Annotated in this window: 18 protein-coding genes; 7 read left to right on the forward strand and 11 right to left on the reverse strand. The window is 69.7% G+C overall.

Going from position 1 to position 19,541, the window contains the following annotated elements; all coding sequences use genetic code 11:
• The first annotated feature begins 66 nt into the window (after positions 1 to 66).
• Positions 67 to 519 (forward strand): GNAT family N-acetyltransferase, encoded by a 453-nt coding sequence (locus DBV35_RS05240; RefSeq protein ID WP_108659155.1) that lies wholly within the window; start codon positions 67 to 69, stop codon positions 517 to 519.
• Between the two features lie 6 nt (positions 520 to 525).
• Here DBV35_RS05240 and cls read toward each other — a convergent pair whose 3' ends face one another.
• The 5 genes from cls to DBV35_RS05265 form a co-directional block, all read right to left on the reverse strand.
• Entirely contained in the window at positions 526 to 1,953 is a 1,428-nt protein-coding gene (gene cls / locus DBV35_RS05245) for a cardiolipin synthase (protein ID WP_108659156.1), read from the reverse strand.
• 3 nt (positions 1,954 to 1,956) lie between these two features.
• Positions 1,957 to 2,658, reverse strand: a complete 702-nt coding sequence (locus DBV35_RS05250) for an endonuclease/exonuclease/phosphatase family protein (RefSeq protein WP_108659157.1) — start codon at positions 2,656 to 2,658, stop codon at positions 1,957 to 1,959.
• A 105-nt stretch (positions 2,659 to 2,763) separates the two neighbouring features.
• On the reverse strand, positions 2,764 to 3,840 hold the full coding sequence (locus DBV35_RS05255; RefSeq protein ID WP_108659158.1) for a patatin-like phospholipase family protein: 1,077 nt from the start codon (positions 3,838 to 3,840) through the stop codon (positions 2,764 to 2,766).
• Between the two features lie 35 nt (positions 3,841 to 3,875).
• Positions 3,876 to 4,097: a LapA family protein gene (locus tag DBV35_RS05260; RefSeq protein ID WP_108659159.1), complete on the reverse strand. Its 222-nt coding sequence runs from the start codon at positions 4,095 to 4,097 to the stop codon at positions 3,876 to 3,878.
• Between the two features lie 163 nt (positions 4,098 to 4,260).
• The gene (locus DBV35_RS05265; RefSeq protein WP_108659160.1) at positions 4,261 to 5,931 is read right to left on the reverse strand and encodes an alpha/beta hydrolase; all 1,671 of its coding nucleotides are present in this window, start codon (positions 5,929 to 5,931) and stop codon (positions 4,261 to 4,263) included.
• A gap of 129 nt (positions 5,932 to 6,060) precedes the next feature.
• Here DBV35_RS05265 and DBV35_RS05270 point away from each other — a divergent pair, with 129 nt between their 5' ends.
• The 6 genes from DBV35_RS05270 (at position 6,061) to DBV35_RS05295 (ending at position 13,343) form a co-directional block, all read left to right on the forward strand.
• Positions 6,061 to 6,951, forward strand: coding sequence for a LysR family transcriptional regulator (locus DBV35_RS05270; protein ID WP_108659161.1), 891 nt, complete (start codon positions 6,061 to 6,063; stop codon positions 6,949 to 6,951).
• A 117-nt stretch (positions 6,952 to 7,068) separates the two neighbouring features.
• On the forward strand, positions 7,069 to 7,953 hold the full coding sequence (locus DBV35_RS05275; RefSeq protein WP_157961587.1) for an HTD2 family dehydratase: 885 nt from the start codon (positions 7,069 to 7,071) through the stop codon (positions 7,951 to 7,953).
• Positions 7,950 to 9,167: a CaiB/BaiF CoA transferase family protein gene (locus tag DBV35_RS05280; RefSeq protein ID WP_108660562.1), complete on the forward strand. Its 1,218-nt coding sequence runs from the start codon at positions 7,950 to 7,952 to the stop codon at positions 9,165 to 9,167. Before DBV35_RS05275 ends, DBV35_RS05280 begins: the two co-directional genes overlap by 4 nt.
• A complete protein-coding gene (locus DBV35_RS05285; protein WP_108659163.1) occupies positions 9,157 to 10,080 on the forward strand; it encodes an HpcH/HpaI aldolase/citrate lyase family protein in 924 nt (307 codons plus the stop codon). Before DBV35_RS05280 ends, DBV35_RS05285 begins: the two co-directional genes overlap by 11 nt.
• Before the next feature lie 64 nt (positions 10,081 to 10,144).
• Positions 10,145 to 11,239 carry a Bug family tripartite tricarboxylate transporter substrate binding protein gene (locus DBV35_RS05290; protein WP_108659164.1) on the forward strand — a complete coding sequence of 365 codons (1,095 nt, stop codon included), beginning with the start codon at positions 10,145 to 10,147 and terminating at the stop codon, positions 11,237 to 11,239.
• Between the two features lie 133 nt (positions 11,240 to 11,372).
• On the forward strand, positions 11,373 to 13,343 hold the full coding sequence (locus DBV35_RS05295; protein ID WP_245943846.1) for a tripartite tricarboxylate transporter permease: 1,971 nt from the start codon (positions 11,373 to 11,375) through the stop codon (positions 13,341 to 13,343).
• Positions 13,344 to 13,605: 262 nt separating this feature from the next.
• On the opposite strand, the gene DBV35_RS05300 is transcribed toward DBV35_RS05295, so the two are convergent.
• The 6 genes from DBV35_RS05300 to DBV35_RS05325 all read right to left on the reverse strand — a co-directional run bounded on the left by DBV35_RS05300 (position 13,606) and on the right by DBV35_RS05325 (position 19,514).
• Positions 13,606 to 14,373, reverse strand: coding sequence for an SDR family oxidoreductase (locus DBV35_RS05300; protein ID WP_108659165.1), 768 nt, complete (start codon positions 14,371 to 14,373; stop codon positions 13,606 to 13,608).
• Positions 14,374 to 14,395: 22 nt separating this feature from the next.
• On the reverse strand, positions 14,396 to 15,421 hold the full coding sequence (locus DBV35_RS05305; protein ID WP_108659166.1) for an ABC transporter permease: 1,026 nt from the start codon (positions 15,419 to 15,421) through the stop codon (positions 14,396 to 14,398).
• A gap of 58 nt (positions 15,422 to 15,479) precedes the next feature.
• Positions 15,480 to 16,529, reverse strand: coding sequence for a sugar ABC transporter substrate-binding protein (locus DBV35_RS05310; RefSeq protein ID WP_108659167.1), 1,050 nt, complete (start codon positions 16,527 to 16,529; stop codon positions 15,480 to 15,482).
• Positions 16,530 to 16,553: 24 nt separating this feature from the next.
• Positions 16,554 to 17,366 (reverse strand): ATP-binding cassette domain-containing protein, encoded by an 813-nt coding sequence (locus DBV35_RS05315; protein WP_205648475.1) that lies wholly within the window; start codon positions 17,364 to 17,366, stop codon positions 16,554 to 16,556.
• A gap of 120 nt (positions 17,367 to 17,486) precedes the next feature.
• Complete coding sequence (locus DBV35_RS05320) at positions 17,487 to 18,269, reverse strand: SDR family NAD(P)-dependent oxidoreductase (protein ID WP_108659168.1); 783 nt, start codon at positions 18,267 to 18,269, stop codon at positions 17,487 to 17,489.
• A gap of 33 nt (positions 18,270 to 18,302) precedes the next feature.
• Entirely contained in the window at positions 18,303 to 19,514 is a 1,212-nt protein-coding gene (locus tag DBV35_RS05325) for an aminotransferase class V-fold PLP-dependent enzyme (protein WP_108659169.1), read from the reverse strand.
• Positions 19,515 to 19,541 lie beyond the last annotated feature (27 nt).

Raw genomic sequence — 19,541 nt, forward strand, 5'->3', positions numbered from 1 at the left:
GCCCTTCGGGGATGGACAAGGACGGGCCTCTCGCGCGACTCTCCGGGCCGCGCGAGAGGCCTTTTCATGAACACCGCACTCACCATCCGCCGCCTGGTCCCTGACGACGAGCCGCAATGGCAGGACCTCTGGCGCGGCTATCTCACCTTCTACAAGACGACCCTGCCGCCGGAGATCTACGCGACGACCTTCGCGCGCCTCCTCAGCGACGACGAGGCAGGTCCGCGCGGCTTCGTGGCCGAGAGCGAGGGCGCGCTCGTCGGTCTCGTCCATTATTTCTTCCACCCCCATTGCTGGCGGATCGAGAAGGTCTGCTACCTGCAGGATCTCTTCGCGGCCGAGGCGGCGCGGGGGAAGGGCGTCGGGCGCGCGCTCATCGAGGCCGTCTACAAGGCGGCGGACGAGGCGGGGTCCCCCTCGGTCTACTGGATGACGCAGGATTTCAACGCGACAGCCCGCAAGCTCTACGACCAGATCGGGACGCTGACCCCCTTCATCAAATATCAGCGCCCGGCCTGAGCGGGGTCACAGAAGGGGGCCGAGGAGGCGGGCGGCCGGCGCCATGATGCGCACGCGGTTGCTGCGTGCGTCGAAGAAGGCCTGGTCGAAGACGATGGAATTCTCCATGTCGGTCTCCAGCATCGCCGCGACCTGCTCGTTGAAGGTCGGGTCGAACACGAACACCGTGTTCTCGAAATTGAGGCGGAGCGAGCGGCTGTCGAGATTGACCGTGCCGATGGAGGCGGCCCAGTCGTCCACCAGCATCGTCTTCTGGTGCATGAAGCCGTCATTGTAGCGGTACATCTTGATGCCCGCCTTCAGCGCCTCCCCGGCATAGGCGAAGGCGGCGTACCAGACGACCTTGTGGTCCGGCACGTGCGGGATGATCACGCGCACGTCGACCCCGCGCAGCGCCGCGACGCGCAGCGCGGTGAGGACGTCGAGATCGGGGACGAAATAGGGCGTTGCGATCCACACCCGCTTCTCCGCCTCGGTGATGAGGTGGATGAGGCTGAGCGAGCAGGCCGGAAGCTCGTCCGCCGGACCCGTCGGGTAGATGAGGATCGGGGAGAGGGCGGACGGGTCGTGCGTGTGCGGGGGATGCTCGGCCGGGGTGATCGGCGCGCCGCCCGTCCACAGCCAGTCCTCCACGAAGGTCGATTCGGCAAGCGCGGCCGCTGGTCCCGTCAGCTGCAGCGCGGTGTCGCGCCAGTTCGTGAACCACTTGCTCGGGCCGAGATATTCGTCGGCCATGTTCGGCCCGCCGACCACCGCGACGCGCCCGTCGGCGGCGACGATTTTCCGGTGGTTGCGGAAGTTGATGTAGAGGATGCGCGACATGCGGCGCTTCACGTCGAAATTGCGCACCTCGACGCCGGCATCGCGCAGCTTGCGCCAATAGTCCGCGCGCGTGTTGCGCGAGCCGATGCTGTCGCGCAGGAGGCGCACCTTCACCCCCGCCCGCGCCCGCTCGATCAGCGCGTCGCGGAAGCGCGTGCCGACCTTGTCGTCGCGGATGATGTAGAACTGCACCGAGAGGTCCTTCTCCGCGCTCTCCACGATGTCGAAGAAGGTCTTGAAGATCGTCGGCCCGTCATGGAGGAGCTCCGGCACCGGCGACATGGTGATCGGCGTCGGGGCGAGGTCGGCGAGAAAATCGTAGCGCGGCGCGGTGTGATCGTCGGGGACGAGCGCCTCGGGCGGGATCTCGGCGCGGATCGGCGGCAGCGCGCGGCGCCGCACGTCCTCGAGTTGCAAAGTCAGCGTGTTGGAGGCCGGCGGGCCGAAGAGGGCGTAGGCCGGCAGGGCGAGCCAGGGGAAGGCGATCAGCGAGACCGCCCAGGCGATCCCGCCCTCGGTGGTGTGGGCGTGATAGGCCGCGTGGAAGGCGCAGATCGTGCCGCTGATGTGCGCGATCGGCAGGAGGAGCGCGATAACGGATTCGATCGACATCGCTCAGTTCGTTCCCGGCAGCTTGAGGTCGGCCCACAGCGGCAGATGGTCGGACGCGCGGCGCGCGACGTCGCTATGATGAACGCCGCGCTCCAGGACCTCGATGTCGGGTGTCGTGGCGATCCGGTCGAGCGCGGCGATCGGCCGGCTCGCATGATAGGTCGGCGCCGGGTCGGCGAAGACGAGCGAGCGTGAGAAGAGCGAGATGCACCCCGCCTTCGAGCGCCACTCGTTGAGGTCGCCCATCAGGACGGTCGGGCGCGGCTTCCGCGAGGCGAGCATCTCGGCGATGAAGCGGGCCTGCGCCGCGCGCCGGTCGGGCGTCAGGCCGAGATGGGTGCCCACGATGCGCACCGGCGTGCCGTCGATCCGCGCGTCCACGAGGACGGCGCCGCGCGGCTCATAGGCCGGCAGGTCGACGCGGTGGGTGTCCTCGACCTCCACCTTGGGGCTCAACAGGATCGCGTTGCCGTGCCAGCCGAGCCCGCCCTCGTGCATCGCGACCGAGGCCGGGCGCCACCCGTCCTCGACGAGCTTGGTGTGGGAGAGGGTGGTGATGCGCGAGCCGAAGCGGCGGTCCGCCTCCTGGAGGGCGATCACGTCCGCGTCGAGCTCGTTGATGACGTGGAGGATGCGGCTCGGCTCGCGTCGCCAGTCGAGGCCGACGCACTTGCGGATATTGTAGGTCGCGACGCGGATGCGCATGGCGTTTCATGTCCTTTGGAGACGCCACGACTGAGATCGGCGGGCCGTCGGGGAGGAACAGTTGCACCTCCCCTTTATGGGACCGTTACGCGCGATATCGAGGGGTCAGCACTCCGCGAGGAGCACGTCGAGGTCGCTCGTGGCACGCTTGCCGAGATCCTCGCCGTGGACGAACAGGAATTCGTCGGCCACGCGATAGCCCTCCTGCTTCAGCATCGAGATGAAGGACCACTCGGCGTTGAGCTTGGAGGAGGCGCCATATTCGGCGAGCGAGTCGGTCATGATGCGGTGCGGGCGCATCGCGGCCCAGCGGGCCCCCTCGCCGGAGCCGGGGTCGGCGACCTGGCGCATCAGCGCGATCATCCGCAGCTCCTTCATGAGCGGGGAGTTGAAGGAGATCTCGTTGATCCGGTTCAGGATCTCCGCCGCCGATTTCGGCGTCTCCTTGCGCACGCGCGGATTGATCTGGACGAGGATCGTGTCCTGCGCGTTGCTCTCGCGCACGAGGGGGGTGATCGTCGGGTTGCCGACGAAGCCGCCGTCCCAATAGGGCTCGCCGTCGATCTCCACCGCCTGGAACATCGTCGGCAGGCAGGCCGAGGCGAGGAGCACGTCCGGCGTGATCTCGGCGTTGCGGAAGATGCGCCCGCGCCCGGTGTGAACGTTGGTCGCGGTGATGAAGAGCTTGATCGGGCAGCGCACGAGCCGGTCGAAATCGACGCTCTCGGCGAGGACGCGGCGCAGCGGGTTGAGGCCGAACGGGTTGAGGTCGTAGGGCGACAGCATCCGCGTCATGAGGTCCATCATGACGTAGCCGGGCGAGGTGTCGAGCGACCAGCGGCCGAGCATCCGGTCGAGCATGGAGCGCTGGAGCGGGCTCGTCTTCGCCGCGCGCGAGACGCGCTGCCAGAAGGCGTCGAGCGCGGCGCGTGCGCCCGCCGCGCCGCCATCGGTCCACCCGTCGGCGAGGACGGCGGCGTTCATCGCGCCGGCGGAGGTGCCGGAGATCGCCTCCACGGTGATCCACGGCTCTTCGAGGAGCCGGTCGAGCACGCCCCAGGTGAAGGCGCCGTGCGAGCCGCCGCCCTGGAGGGCGAGGTCGATGAGGACGTTCTCGCGGCCGGCCGCGGGGGCCGCGCCCGGCGTGTCGGACGCGGTGGTGGGCAGATCAGACTGTGACATTCAACCAATCCGGAACGGGACGCGGGACGGGCGGCTCAGTGCGTGACTTTCGACTTCGTGTAGGAGTAGCGCAGGAGCCGGTAGAGGACGCCGCCGGTGACAGCGCCGAGCAGGTAGATGACGAGCGCGAGCACGGCGAGCGGCAGCGTCAGGCTGAGACCCAGCATCGTCACGGTGACCGAGGTGAAATTCTGGAGCGCGAAGATCACCACGGCCCCGGCGAAGATGATGATGATGGCGAGGTAGAAATATCTCATCTTGGGTCGTCTCCATCGATGCGCGCCGGAGGGTGGGCCGCGCTATCGGGCCAGCGGTCGGCCGGCGCGCCTCGCCAGATCGCGATGCCTGATATTGCGGTGCGGGGAAATTGTTCGCAAGTGCGGGATCGTCCGGCGGTGGATTGGAATGGGCGCGCCATCCTCAGCCGCCCGCGCTGTCGGCGCCGAAAAGCGGCGCGCGGCGCATGTGTGCGTTGAGGCGCGCGAGGTCCGCCGCGTCCCAGTCGATGTCCATGAGCTCCACCCAGCCGCTGGCATAATGTTCCGGCGCGAACAGGTGACCATACCCCATCGGCGCGCTGGTGGAGACGGCCATGTCGAGCGCGACCTGAAGCATCGTGATGATCGGAACCCAGCGCAGCGTCGCCGACACGTCCGGACCGCGCGGCTCGTCCATCCAGTCGGGCCGGCGGAAGAAGCCGCGATATTCGAAGAAGGTGATCGGGTCGCTCGCATATTGCAGGAAGATCACCCTCAGCGGCCCCCAGGGCGTGCCCTCGGGGACGTTGCCGCCGTCCTGGTTCATGAAGCGCACGAACGCGCCGTCACGAAAGCGCGGCAGCCACTCGGGGCTGTCCGGATTGCGCCGGTCGGTGATGTCGCGCCAGAACGCGCTCTCGAACGGCGCGCCGCTCCACAGGGCCCCGTCGATCGGGTCGCCGATCAGCTCGAAGAGCTCGGCCGACTTCGCCGAGTTGAGCGCGCCGAGGCTGAGGCCGTGGAGATAGAAGCGCGGGCGGGATTCGCGCGGAAGGGTGCGCCAGTGGCCGTAGACGGCGGCGAAGAGGGCGCGCGCCGCCTCCGCCCCGCGCTCCGGCTCGACGAGGAGCGACATCGGGCTCGTCAGCACCGAATATTGCTGGGCGACGCTCGCGACGTCGCCGTCGAGGAGATATTCGAGCGGCTCCATCGCGGAGGGGTCGACCCAGCCCGTGCCCGTCGGCGTGATGACGACGAGGTTCGACCGCTCGAACGCGCCGACCCGGATCAGCTCCTTCAGCGCGACGTCGGCCCGCTCCTCGGGCGTGTTGCCGGCGCGCAGGCCCGCATAGATGCGCAGCGGCTCCTTCGCCTTGCGCCCGGTGAAGGCGGCAATGTCTTCTGACGTCGGCCCGGAGCCGACGAAGAGGCGGCCGGCGCGGCCGAGATCGTCCCACGCGACAAGCGAGCCCTCTGCGCCGGAGCGGAGCGGGGAGGTGGGACGCGGAATGTCCGCCTCGATCAGCGCGTCGAGCTCCTGCGCGGAGGATTCGATCGCCTGGAGGCCGAAGCGCACGATCGCCCCGTCGACGACGCTCCAGAAGAGGAGGATGGCGAGCGCCGCGCCGATCACGTTCGCGACCTTGCGCGGCAGCACCCGGTAGAGCCGGTCCGACAGGGCGCGGAAGACGAGCGCGAAGAGCCGCGCGAGCGCGAGGAGCACGAGGAAGACGGCGACGGCGATACCGCACACCGTGAAGGGCCGCGCGTCGCGCACGGGCTCCATGCCCATCAGCGCGCGCACGTCGTTCTGCCAGCCGGCCGCCTCGCGCAGCGTGTAGGCGGCGACCGCGATGCAGGCGAGCGCGAGGACGACATTCACGACCACGCGCAGCCACCGCCGCGGCTCCGGCAGCTCCATATAGTGCCAGAGCCAGCGCAGGAGGACGCCCGCGCAATAGCCGATCGCGAACCCGGCGCCGGCGAGGACGCCCTGGTTGACCGCCGTGCGCGGGATGAGGGAGGGGGTGAGCGCCGCCGCGAAGGCCAGCGTCCCGAGGAGAAGCCCGACCCCCGAGAGGCTGTTCCAGAACAGATAAGCCCATCGTGCCATAGTCGGATCGCTTCTCGTCGCTCGCAAGGATGCTACGGGCTTATCGGGGGCGGCCGCGACGCGCAACGATCGATAGGGCGGGTGTGCCGGATTGTTCGGCGGTGACGGGACTGGCGCAACGAGGATCGCGTGGAACGCTTTGATATTCTGGGGCTCCAGGCCTTTGTCAGTGTCGCCGAGCATGGGAGCTTCCGCCTCGCGGCGGACCGGCTCAATCTCTCCGCGACGGCCGTCAGCCGCCGCGTGCAGAAGCTGGAGGAATCGGTCGGCGTCGTCCTCATCAGCCGCACCACGCGGCAGGTGACGCTGACGCGCGTCGGCGCCGAGTTCCTGCCGCGCGCCCAGGAGATCCTGTCCAATCTCGAAGCGACGGTGAGCGACCTGCGGGCCCAGGGCCACTTCGGCAAGCCCGATGTCCGGATCGCGTGCCTTCCGACGATCGCCGCCCAGCTTCTGCCGCGCATCATCGCCGAATTCCCCGAGGACGCGGCGAACCGGGTGCAGATCACCGACCTCTCGGCGACGGAGATCCTGGAGCGGGTGCGCGACAAGCGGGCCGATTTCGGCATCAGCTTCATCGGCGCCGACCACTATGACCTCATCATCGAGCCGCTCTTCACCGAGCCGGTCGTCGCCCTCGTCACGCCCGACAAGCCGCTCGCGAAGGAGACGTGCATCCCCTGGCGCGCGCTCGAAGGGGAGCGGCTCATCTCGATCGGCCGCCTCAGCGGAACGCGGCGGCTCATCGAATCGGCCGTCCAGTCCCACGCGATCGGCCTCGACTGGGTCTACGAGGTGCAGCACCTCGCGACCGCCGTCAGCCTCGCGGCGGCAGGGGTGGGGGTCGCGGTCCTGCCGGCGATCGCGGGGGAGATGGTGCATCCGCCGCTGGTGCCCGTCGCGCTCGTGGAGCCGCGCGTGGAGCGGGCGATCGGCCTCATCCGGCGCAGCGACGTTCCGCTCTCCGGCGCGACGCGCCTGATGCGCGACCTCGTGACCAAGCGGCTGAAGGCGCGGTGAGGTGGTGTCGCGATTGCTGCACGCTACGCAGGTAAAATGCCGATAATTGCATTGGAGGCAGCTTCGGCCCGCGTTTAGTCTCGATGCCAACGATAAGGGCTATTGGGAGACGCCAGGGTGAATGCCTTCGACCGCATTTCCGCGGACGCTTCGACGTGGGTCGGCCGTGAAGAGCACGCGAGGGACGAGGTGTCGGGCACCGAGGTGCGCCGCCTCGCCGCGACGCTCGATCTCGATCCGACCCCATTCGTGCCGGGTGCGACGCTCCCGATCGGTTGGCATGTCACGCTGTTTCCCCCGCTCGCCCCAACGGCCGAGCTTGGCCCCGACGGCCACCCGAAAAAGGGCGAGTTCCTGCCCGATCTCGGCCTTCCGCGCCGCATGTTCGCCTCGCGCAAGCTGATCTTCCGCGGCCCCCTCACGATCGGTGAACCGGTGAAGCGCGTCTCGCGCATCGCCGAGGTGACGCCGAAGATGGGTCGCAGCGGCCTCCTCGCCTTCGTGACCGTCGTCCACGACATCACCGGCGAAAGCGGCGCGGTCGCGGTCACCGAGGAGCAGAAAATCGTCTATCGCGAGGAGGCGAAGGCCGGCGCGAAGGCCGCGCCCGCCGAGGACCGCCCGGAGGGGGATTTCGAGTGGACGCGCGAGGTGGTGCCGTCGCCCGCGCTCCTCTTCCGCTACTCCTCGATCACCTTCAACGGCCACCTCATCCACTATGATGCCGACTATGCGCGGGGCGAGGAGGGCTATCCGGATCGCGTCGTGAATGGCGGCCTCACCTCGATCATGGGGCTGAAGCTGATCGCCGAGATCCATCCGGCCCCGCTCCTGGAATTCGCGGTGCGCAACCGCCGCCCGCTCTTCGTGAACCGCAAGGTCACGCTAATGGCCCGGCGCACCGGCGAGACCGAGGCCGGCATCACCGGCGAGTTCTGCGCGGTCGACGCGGACGGCTTCATCGCCGCCACCGCCGACCTCCTGTGGAGCCGCGCCGCGTGAGCGCGCTGCCGCTGAAAGGGATCCGCGTCCTCGACCTCACCTCGGTGGTGGTGGGGCCGCTCGCGACGCGCTTCTTCGCCGACTTTGGCGCCGACGTCGTCAAGGTGGAGCCGCCCGAGGGCGATCTCATGCGCACGCTCGGCGGCGCCTCGCCGAGCGGGAAATTCTCGCCCAAATTCCTGAACCTCAACCGCAACAAGCGCTCGATCGGCATCGACCTCAAGGCGCCTGGCGCGCGCGAGCTGATGGAACGCCTCATCGCCTCGTCCGACGTGGTGTTGACGAACATGCGCGTGAAGGCGCTCGGCAAGCTCGGCCTCGACGCCGAATCGATCCGGGCGAAGTCGCCGCACATCATCCATTGCGCGATCGTCGGTTTCGACAAGAACGGCCCCTACAAGGACCGGCCGGCCTACGATTCGATCATCCAGGGCGCGTCCGGCATGGCCGCGTCCAACGAGCGGATGACCGGCGAGCCGCGCTATGTGCCGATGACGATCTGCGACCGGATCGTCGGCCTCGTGACCGTGCAGCTCGTCATGCTCGCCCTCTTCCACCGGGAGCGGACGGGGGAGGGGCAGTCGATCGAGGTCCCGATGCTGGAGAACATGGCCGAATTCGTGCTCAACGAGCACATGGGCCAGCGTGTCTTCGTCGGGTCGGACGGACCGACGGGGGACCTCAGAATCCTCAATCCGCTCGCCCAGCCGATCCCGACATCGGACGGCTATATCTGCGTGACCGCCAACACCGACAAGCAGGCCTTCGCGCTGTTCGAGGCGATCGGCCAGCCCGAGTTGAAGGACGATCCCCGCTTCTCCTCCGTGCGGGCGCGCCTCAAGAACGTCCAGGCCTATCACAGCGTCCGGGGCGAGGCGCTCGCCAAGCGCACCACCGCCGAGTGGCTCGAGATCCTCGGCAAGCTCGACGTTCCCTCGCTGCCCTACCGCACTTTCGAGGGCCTCCTCGAGGACGAGCACCTCAACGCCGTCGGCCTCTTCGGCGAGATCGAGCACCCGGTCGAGGGGCCGATCCGCAACATGCGCATGCCGAACCGGTTCTCCTCGGACTGGGAGACGCCGAAGCGCCCCGCGCCCGCGCTCGGCGCCGACACCCGCCACGTCCTCGACGGGCTCGGCTACGCCGACGACGAAATCGATCGCCTCGCCGAGACGGGCGTGGTCATCGCAGGAAAGGTCCACGATGCCGCGTGATCCGAGCCGCTCCATCGCCGCCCGCTGGCGCGCGCTGCTCTACGTCCCGGCCCACAAGGCGCGCTTCGTCGAGAAGGCGCCCTCGTCCGGCGCGGACGCGGTGATCCTCGATCTCGAGGACAGCGTTCCCGCGGGCGCGAAGGCCGAGGCGCGCGCCGCGCTCGGCCCGGCGACAGCCTCCCTCCATGCGGCGGGCCTCGACGTTCTCGTGCGCATCAACCGCCCGCTGGAGCTCGCCGTCGACGACGTTCGCGCCGCGGTTGCGGCCGGCGCCGATGCGATCACCGTCGCGAAGGCGGACGGGCCGTCCCACGTGCGCCTCCTCGCCGAGCTGCTCGACACGCTGGAGCGGGACGTCTCGCGCAGCGCGCCGATGGCGATGGTCGTCCTCATCGAGACGCTGGACGCGTTCTGGGACATGAAGGCGATCGCCGCGGCCTCGGACCGCGTGGTGGCGATGACGCTCGGCGGCGAGGACATTGCCGCCGCCGTCCACGGCGCCTCCGACGAGGAGACGCTGCTGTGGCCGCGCCAGCAGATGATCTTCGCGGCCGCCACCGCCGGCGTCGCCCCGATCGGGTTGATGGGGAGCCTCGCCGGCTACAAGGACAAGGAGCGCTTCCGCGCCATCGCCGAGCGCTCGCGCCGCTTCGGATATTGGGGCGCGACCTGCATCCACCCCGACCAGGTCGCGATCGTGCGCGAGGCGTTCAGCCCGTCCGAGGACGAGGTCGCCAATGCGCAGAAGATCGTGACCGCGCTCGACGAGGCGATCGCGGCGGGCGACGCCGCGGTCAGCGTCGACGGGCGGATGATCGACCCGCCGGTGGCCGCCCACGCCCGCCGCATCCTCGAGATCGACGCACGCATCAAGGCGCGCGCGGCCCGCACACCGGAGCCCGTTGCGACCTGAGCGCCGCGAGACGTTCCCAATCACGACCCCAGACATACAAAGAGATGACGGGAGGAGACGAGACATGACGATTGAAACGAAGACCCTGACGGCGCTCACCGCCGCCCTTGCCCTGACGATGACGCTCGGCACGACCGGCGCGGCGCGGGCCGACTTCACCCTCGAGGGTGAGCAGGTCGAGGTGATCGTCCCCTATTCACCGGGCGGCGCGGCCGACGCCTATGGCCGCTTCATCAGCGCCCAGCTCGGCAAGCACCTGCCGGGCAACCCGACGATCATCGTGCGCAACGTGCCGGGCGCGGGCGCGATCGCGGGCACCAACAATTTCCAGCAGAACGCCGATCCGGACGGGCTGACGCTCCTCGTCACCTCGACCTCGACGCTGATGAACGCGCTCCTCGAAGACCCGCGCGTGAAGTACGACCTGTCGACGATGACCCCGGTCGTGGTCAATCCGCTCGGCATGATGGTCTACGCGCACGAAAGCCTCGGGATCGAGGACGTCGCGGGCCTTGCCGGTCTCGGCGAGGACGCGGCGCTGCGCTCGGGCGCGCACACGCCGACCTCGGCCGACCTCGTGCAGCTCATCGAGTTCCACATTCTTGGCCTCGACGTGACGCCGATCTTCGGCCTCCAGCGCGCCGACGCCAAGCAGGCTTTCGAGCGGGGCGAGATCTCGATCTCCTATGACAACCCGCTCGCCTACAACACCTATGTCGTGCCGATGGTGGAGAGCGGCGTCGCGGTGCCGCTTTATGCGATGGGCTTCGTCGACGCCAAGGGCGAGCGCGTGCGCGATCCGGCCTTCCCGGACCTGCCGAGCTTCCCGGAAGCGGCCGAGACCGTGCTCGGCGCGGCGCCCTCCGGCCCCGCCTATGACGCGTGGCAGACGATGTTCTTCAGCCGCGTGATGGCCTCCAAGGCGGTGCTCCTGCCCGAGGGCACGCCCGACGAGATCGTCGCGGCCTACGAGGCGGCGGCCAAGGCGATGGCGGAGGATCCCGAATATATCGCCGCCACCGAGAAGCTGACGGGCGGCTATCCGACCCTCACCGGGCAGGAGGCGGACGACCGCTGGCAGGCCGCGCTGAAGTTCGACGGCGAGGCCCGTGACTGGCTCTATGGCTGGCTCTCCGAAGAGTTCGGCGTCGCGCGCTAACACGGCCGATGTCTCCCCTCGCATCGTGGGGCGCGGCCTCCCCCGTCTTCGGACGGGGGGGCCTGCGTCTGGTCGCGGCCGCCGGCGCTGACGCCGGCCGCCGCCGTCTCGCCGCCCGTCCGGAGGCCCGCCCATGAACGGTCCCGTGGAGACCATGCTCGCGGCCTGGGCGCAGCTCTTCGAGCCGGTGCACTTCCTCTACCTCACTGGCGGCGTCTTCTTCGGCCTCATCATCGGCATCCTGCCGGGGCTCGGCGGCATCGCCGGGCTGACGCTTCTTCTTCCCTACGTGTTCGGCATGGAGCCGAGCCTTGCCCTTGCCATGATGGTGGGCATGCTCTCGGCGACCGCCACCTCCGACACCTTCCCCTCCGTCCTGATGGGCATTCCGGGGACGAGCGGGTCGCAGGCGACCGTCGTCGACGGCTTTCCGCTCGCGAAAAAGGGCGAGGGGGCGCGCGCGCTCGGGGCGGGCTTCGCGGCCTCGCTCTGCGGCGGCCTCTTCGGCGCGCTCCTCCTCTCGGTCGCGATCTTCGGGGTGCGGCCGGTCATCCTCTATTTCGGCTTCGCCGAGCAGTTCATGCTCGTGGTGTTCGGGCTCTCGATGGTGGGCGTCCTCACCGGGCGCAGCGTCTTCAAGGGGCTCGCGGCCTGCTGCGTCGGCCTCCTCATCGGCTCGATCGGGGCGGCGCCCGCGACGGGCGATCTGCGCATGTCGTTCGGGTCGACCTATCTCAGCGACGGCGTGCCGCTCGTGATCGTGGGCCTTGCGATGTTCGCGGTCCCCGAGGTGCTCGACCTCCTGTCGCGCAAGAAGGCGATCGTGGAGAACCAGCAGCTCGGCCTCGGGATGCTGACGGGCGTGCGGGACGCGATCCGCCACCGCTGGATCGTGCTGCGCTGCGCCGCGATCGGCAGCCTCGTCGGCGCGCTTCCGGGCCTCGGCGGCTCTGTGGTCGACTGGATCGCCTACGGCCACGTCGTCCAGACCTCGCGCGACCGGGACAATTTCGGAAAGGGCGACATTCGCGGCGTGATCGCGCCCGAATCGGCGAACAACGCCAAGGAGGGCGGCGCGCTGGTGCCGACGCTCCTTTTCGGCATTCCGGGGTCCGGCGCGATGGCCGTCCTCCTCGGCGGCTTCATCCTCGTCGGGGTGGAGCCGGGCGTCGGGATGCTGCGCAACGACCTCGACCTCACCTTCATCATCATCTGGTCGCTCGCGATCGGGAACGTGCTCGTCGTCCTGATGTGCCTGGGGCTTGCCCGCCCCGTCGCGCTGCTGACGACCGTGCCCTACACGGTGGTGGGGCCGTTCATCCTCGTCATCGTGATGTTCGCCGCCTTCCAGGCGACGCGCTCGTGGAACGATGTCGCGACGCTCGCCGCACTCGGGGCGGTCGGCGTCCTCATGATGCGCTTCGGCTGGCCGCGCCCGGCCCTCCTCATCGGCTTCGTCCTGTCGACCCGGCTCGAGGCGTCCGTCTACCAGACGGCGCAGATCTATGGCCTTTCGATCTTCGAGCGGCCGATCGCCCTCGTCCTCCTCGCGCTGACGATCGGGGTGATCGTGCTCGCGGTCCTCCAGCGGCGCACGAACCCGAAGGAGGAGGTGGAGGCGGAGGCGCTCTCGACGCGGCCGCTCCAGATCGCCTTCACGCTGGTCTTCCTCGCCTTCACCGGCCTCGTGGTGTGGGACGCGTCGGGCTTCGGCTTCATGGCGCGCGTCTACCCGCTGTCGGTGGCGACGATCGGGCTCGTCCTCATCGCGATCGTCCTCGCGCGCCAGGCGTTGACGCGCAGGGTCGTGCCGGAGCTCGCCGATTCCTCCGCGACCGCCCCGCGCGAGCAGCCGCTCGGCCTGCAATTCCTGTGGTTCCTCGGATTGTGGGCGGTCGGCTATGTGGTGGGCTTCCCGGTCGCGGCGGGCCTCTTCCTTACGGCCTACCTCATCGTGAACGCGCCGGTCGGGGTCGTGCGGTCGGTGCTGATCGGCATCGCGACGACGGCGATCTTCTGCATGCTGGCCCGTTGGCTCGGCATCACCTTCCCGGCGGGGCTCGTGCCGGACATGCTGAACGCGCCGCGCTGGATCGGGGGGTAAGGCCCGGCGGGGGCCGCCCGCGGCGTCGTGGCGGGGCGCGGCTGATGGGGCCGTGCCCCGCGCTCCCTCGTGATTCGAGGCTCGCGCCGAAGGACGGACGCCTCAAGGGACGCTGCGCTCTTCGCCCTTGACCCATCCGCCCTTCGGCGCGGTCCTGAGGGTGTCGGCTCCGCCGGAACGTCGCTTGTCCCTCCTCCGGAACGGGGAGGGCGGCGCTGTGCCGGGCGGGCGCGGCCCCGGCCGCCGGCGGGTCAGGATGACATCAGTGGGCGGGCATGTGGATCATGCCGCCTTCGGGGAGGGTCTGCCCGCCGTCGATGACGATGGTCGTGCCGGTGATGTAAGCGGCCTCGTCGGAGGCGAGGAAGAGCGTCGCGTGGGCGATCTCGCGCGGCGTGCCGAGGCGGCCGACCGGGACGGAGGCCGACATCTCGCGAATGAAGGCCTCGCCGCGTTCCCGCTCCATGCCCTCCGTCAAAATGTTGCCGGGCTCGATGGCGTTCACGGTGATGCCGTAGCGCGCCCATTCGAGCGCGGCGGAGCGCACGAAGCCGAGGATCCCCGCCTTCGAGGCCGAGTAGTGTCCGTGGCCGGGGCTCGTCACGCGCGGGCCGGTGATGGAGGAGGTGAAGACCATCCGCCCGCCGCCCGCCGCCCGCATCGGCGCGAGCGCGGCCTTCGCGGCGAGGAACGTGCCGCGCAGGTTGACGCCGAGGACGGCGTCCCACTCCGCGGGGCTGATGTCCTCGATCAGCGTCCAGGGATAGATGCCGGCATTCTGGACGAGGATGTCGAGCCCGCCATGGGCCGCGAGCGCGGCTTCGACGGTCGCGTTCGCGCCGTCCTCGGTCGCGATGTCGGCCGCGACGAAGGCGGCGCCGATCGCCTTCGCGGTCTCCGCGCCCGCCTCCGAGACGTCGCTGATCGTGACGCGCGCGCCCTCCTCGACGAAGCGCTCGGCGATGGCGCGGCCGATGCCGCGCGCCGCGCCGATCACGAGGGCCCTCTTGCCGTTCAACCGTCCCGTCATCGTCGTGTCCCGTTCACCGGATCTAGAGATAGCGCCGCCTGACGGTGCCCTTGAGGGCGTCGAGGAGGACGGCGGCGAGGACGAGGCTCCCCTGGATCATCTGGGTAAAGTGGGGCGGCATCCCCATCACGTTGATCGCGGTCTGGATCGAGGTGAGGAGGAGGACGCCCGCGAAGACGCCGGAGAGGCGGCCCTGGCCGCCCTTGAGGCTGACGCCGCCGATCACCACGGCGGCGAAGGCCTGGAACAGCATCCCGATGCCGAGATTGGCGGTCGCCCCGGCGGTGCGCGAGGCGAGGAGCCAGCCCGCGAGCCCGGCAAGGACGCCCGACAGGATGAACGCGATGGTGACGGTGCGCTTCACGTCGATGCCCGCGCGGAAGGTCGCCATCGGGTTGCCGCCGATCATGATGAGGTGACGGCCGAACGGGGTCCTGCCGAGGATGAAGGCGAAGAGGGCGAAGACGAGGATCAGCACCCACGCCATCAGCGGGATGCCGGCGATCCGGTCCACCGCCATGACGCGCAGCGCGTCCGGCAGGCCGTAGACCGAGCGCCCGCCCGAGAGCGCGACCACCATGCCGCGCACGAAGATGTACGAGCCGAGCGTCACGATGAAGGCGTTGATGCCGAAGCGCACGACGAGGGTGCCGTTGAAGAGGCCGATGAGGCCACCGACGGCGAGCGCCATCGCGAGCGAAACGGGGAAGGCGAGGAAGGCGGGGGTGAGCTCGAGCCCCGCCCCGGCCCCGCCGGTGCCGAAGGTGAGGGCGACGGCCATCGCCGCGAACGCCATCACCGATTCCACCGAGAGGTCCATGTGGCCGGCGATCAGCGTCAGCGACAGGCCGACCGCGATGACGCCGACGAAGGTCGACTGCTCGAGGATGTTGAGGAGGATCCCGATCTGGAAGAAGCGCGGGATCGCGAGCGAGAAGGCGACGAGCACCACGACGAGGATCAGCCAGACGAGATTGTCGAGCACGAAGCCGAGGACCGCCCGGGCGCGGGGGCCGAGGCGCGAGGCGTCTTGTTGCGTGGCGTTCATGGTCGGGTGCGATCGGACGGGAGAGGGGGAGCGGGCGGCGCGGGCCGCCCGCCTGGGATCATTCGACCGGGGTCACCGGTTCGGCGGGGGGCTGGAGGTTGCCCCAGAATTTCGGGTCGTCGACATTCTCCGCGGTGATGACGGCGCCCGGGATCTTGATGTTCGGGCCCCACGCCTCGACGGTGAGGACGGAGGGGAGGCCCGTGACGTCATACTCGCCGGGTGTCAGCTCCTCGCCGGCGATCACCTTGTCGGCGAACATCGCGAGGGCCGCGGCCTGGGCGTAGAGCGGCTGCTCCACCTCCACCTGCTCCCACCCCTTGCGGATGAGGTCGAGGCCCACCGGCGCGCCGTTCGAGGAGACGAGCATGATCTCGCCCGGCGCCTTGCCCTGCGCTTCGAGGACGGCCGCGACCGCGACCGCGAGGTGGGCGGCGTGGACGAAGATGAGGTCGATGTCGGGGTTCGTGAGGAGCTGGTCCTGCGCGATCGAACCCGCGTTCGAGGCCTCCCACTGCATCGCCGGCTGGGTGAGGATGGTGACGTCGGAGCCCGCCATCGAATCCTCGAAGCCCTTCTGGATGTCGAGCGTGTAGGGGTCGCCCGGGTCGCCGAGGATCTGGAGGACCTTGCCCGAGAGGCTTCCCTTCTTCTCGGTGAGGAGGCGGGAGATCTCCTTGGCCGCGAGCTGGCCGATCTCGATGGTGCCGGCGACCGAGGTGAGGTCGGACGGGGTCGAGGTGATCTGGCGGTCGAAGATCATGACCGGGACGCCGGCCGCGCGCGCCTTCTCGATGCCGGGCTTGATCGCGTCGAAATCGACCGCGGCGATGATGAGGGCGGCGGGGTCGAGGTTGAGGACGTCGTCGAGCTGGTTCAGCTGCAGGTCGGTCCGGTTCTGCCCGTCGAGCGAGACGACTTCGTAGCCGACATCGCCCATGAATTTCTCGATCGCGCTCACCGAGCCGGTCTGGAACTCATCGAGCAGGGTCGGGACGAGATAATAGATCTTGCCCTTTGCTTCCTGCGCGGAGGCCGGGGAGATCGGAGAGAACGCAATCGCGGCGGCCAATGCCGCTCCCGCGCAGATACGCCAAAGTTGCCTCATGGTGCTCTTCTCCTCGTTGGCTTCTCAGGTCCGTTGTCCGACGGTCTCGATCTCGCCGGTGATCATGTGGACGACCTCGTCCGGGCTCGTGTCGGCCGTGCGCACGTCGCCCGCGACGACGCCCTGGCGCATCACGACGATGCGGTCCGCGACGGCGAAGGCCTGGGCCATCACGTGAGTGATGAGGATGACACCGATGCCGCGCTGGCGCACCCTGTCCACCATCTCGAGGCCCCGCCGCGTCTGCTCGACGCCGAGCGCGGCGAACGGCTCGTCGAGGAGGACGAGCTTGCCGCCCCAGTGGACGAAGCGGTTGAGCTCGATCGCCTGGCGCTGGCCGCCCGAGAGGTGCTCGACATTGGTGCGCAGCGAGGGGATGCGCGTGCCGCCCGCCTCCAGCGCCGCCGCGGTCTCGGCCTGCATCTCCTTCTCGCACAGGATCGGGATACCGAGGACTTTGCGGGTAATCTCGCGCCCCATGAAGAAGTTGGCGACGACATCGACATTCGTGCAAAGCGAGAGGTCCTGATAGACCGTCTCGATGCCGGCCGCCTTCGCTTCGGCGGGGGAGGAGAAGTGGCGTTCCGCGCCCTCGAAGAGGACGGCGCCGGCGGTCGGCTGGAGGCCGCCCGAGATGATCTTCACGAGGGTGGACTTGCCGGCGCCATTGTCGCCGAGAAGGGCGACGACCTCGCCTGCCCCGACCGAGAAGCTCACGCCGCGCAGCGCCTCGATGGCGCCGAAGCGCATCCGCACGTCCTTCAGCGCGAGGAGCGGGGCGGCGTTCCTCGCCGGGCCGATCTGGGCGCTGTCGGGGGTCGTGCGTCCGGTCGTCATGGGCGCGGCGTCTCCGTCGAACCTTTATTTGTTCGCGAACCGCACCATAGTCGTGCGGGCTCGCCGATGGCAACCCAATGTGCAGTGCGGTGCGCTGCACAAAAGCTTGGCATCCGACCGCTAGTAGGTGGCGGTGAAGCCGCCGTCGACCACCAGGACCTGGCCGGTCACGTAGCGGCTGTCGTCGCCGGCGAGGAAGAGGATCGGACCGGCGACGTCGTCGGGCGTGCCGGCGCGGCGCAGCGGCATGCGGCCGTGCTTGACGTAGATGTCCTGGAACCAGTCGGTGCGGTGCTCGTGGCCGCCGTCCGGCATCAGCGCCATGCGCGTGTCGATGAAGCCGGGGGCGACGGCGTTGACATTGATGCCCGACGGGCCGAGGTCGACGGCGAGCGAGCGGGTGAGGTTCACGACGCCGCCCTTCGCGGTGGAGTAGGCGAGGGCGTTCGGCTGGCCGCGGATCCCCTGGGTGGAGGCAAGGTTCACGACGCGCCCTGCGGGGCTCCGCGCAAGCGCGGGGGCGGCGGCCTGCGTCATCCACAGGACGCTGTCGAGATTGACGGCGAGGACGGTGTGCCAGCGCGTCTCCTCGAGTTCGTCGAGCGTGGTGTCGTCGACGATCGCGGCGTTGTTGACGAGGATGTCGATCCGCCCGAACGCGGCCTCGATCGCGCCGACGACCGCGATCGCGCCCGCGCGCGTCGAGAGATCGGCACGGAAGGGGAAGAGGGCGAGTTCGTCGCCGGCGTGGGGCGCGATGGCCTCGGCGAGGGCGGGCTCGTCGATGTCGACCAGCGCGACGGCGGCGCCGGCACGGGCGAGGCGGGTCGCGGCGGCAAGGCCGATCCCGCGCGCGGCGCCGGTGACGATGGCGACGCGGCCCTTGAGGGGAAGGTCTGTCATGAAAGGTCTTTCAAGGGAGCCTGCCGTCGCCTGTCATGGTTGAAGCGGGTCGCCCCAGGCGAGCGCGGCCGCGGCGGCCGCGCGGCGGCGGGCGCCGAGGCTCATCGCCCGTCCGTCGCCGCGGCGCGTCGCGCGCGCGACCTCCTCGCGCAGCGCGATCCCGACGAGTGCGGCCTCCGCCTCCGAGACGTTGCAGGGGTCGAGATAGATCGTGCCGTGCTCCACGAGATCGTCGCGCACGATGACGGCCGGGTCGCGCGCGGCGAGGCGGTCGGCGAGCTCCCAGGCATAGAGCCCGGCTTCGTATTCCACCTTCACCGCGAGGCGGGTGACGGGGTTCTGCGTCCAGTCGCGGTGGCGCGTGATGGTGAGGCCCGGCACGTCCTCCAGCGCGCATTCCCAGTCGAAGAGGATCGCGGCCTCGCGCTCGGCCGCCGCCTCGTGATCGCGCTCGGACCATGCCTGGAGGGCCGCGATCGTCCCCGCGATCCCCTCCTTGCCGACCTTCATGTGCCGGCCGAGGCCGCGATTTTGCAGATAGGTCGCGGTGACGAGATCGAGGCGGCCCGCGACGATGCCCGCCGTCGGCCCGCCGAGGAATTTGTGCGCGCTGTAGACCACGACGTCGGCGCCGGCCGCGATCGGGCCGGCGAGGTCGTATTCGGCGGCGGCGTCGACGATCACCGGCACGCCGCGCGCGTGCGCGAGGTCAACGACGTCGACGAGCGCGGTCTGCCCCTCCTGGACGACGTGGTGGGAGATGACGAAGACGACCGCGGCCGTGCGCTCGGTGATCGCGTCGGCGATGTTGTACTCCTCGACGCGCGCGGCGGTGCCGGCCGGGACCACGCGGGCGCCGGTGAGGCGGATCGCCTGGTCGATCGGCGCGCCATAGTTCACGAGGTGGCCGGCCTGGACGACGATCTCGTTGCGCAGGCCGTCCGTGTCCGGCAGGCGCTCGATACGGGCGAGATCCTTGCCGGTCATCGCCCCGGCGACGGCGAGGGAGAGGCCGGCCGCGCTGCACCCGGTGACGCAGCCGCCCTCCGCCCCAGTCGCCGCCGCAATGGCCCGACTCGCGTGGCGCTGCAGGTCGGCGATGTCGACGAAGCGCTCGGCCATGAGGGCGGCGGCGGCGATCGCCTGCGGCACGCCGCGCGAGGCGCCGAGCGTCGTCATGGTGCCGGACGCATTGAGGAGCCGCTTCAGCCGGTCGGGGTGAAACGGGGTCGCTTGGTTCGTCATTCGCTCTCTCGGGTGGTGCGGGGTCGG

Source organism: Acuticoccus kandeliae (assembly GCF_003073115.1).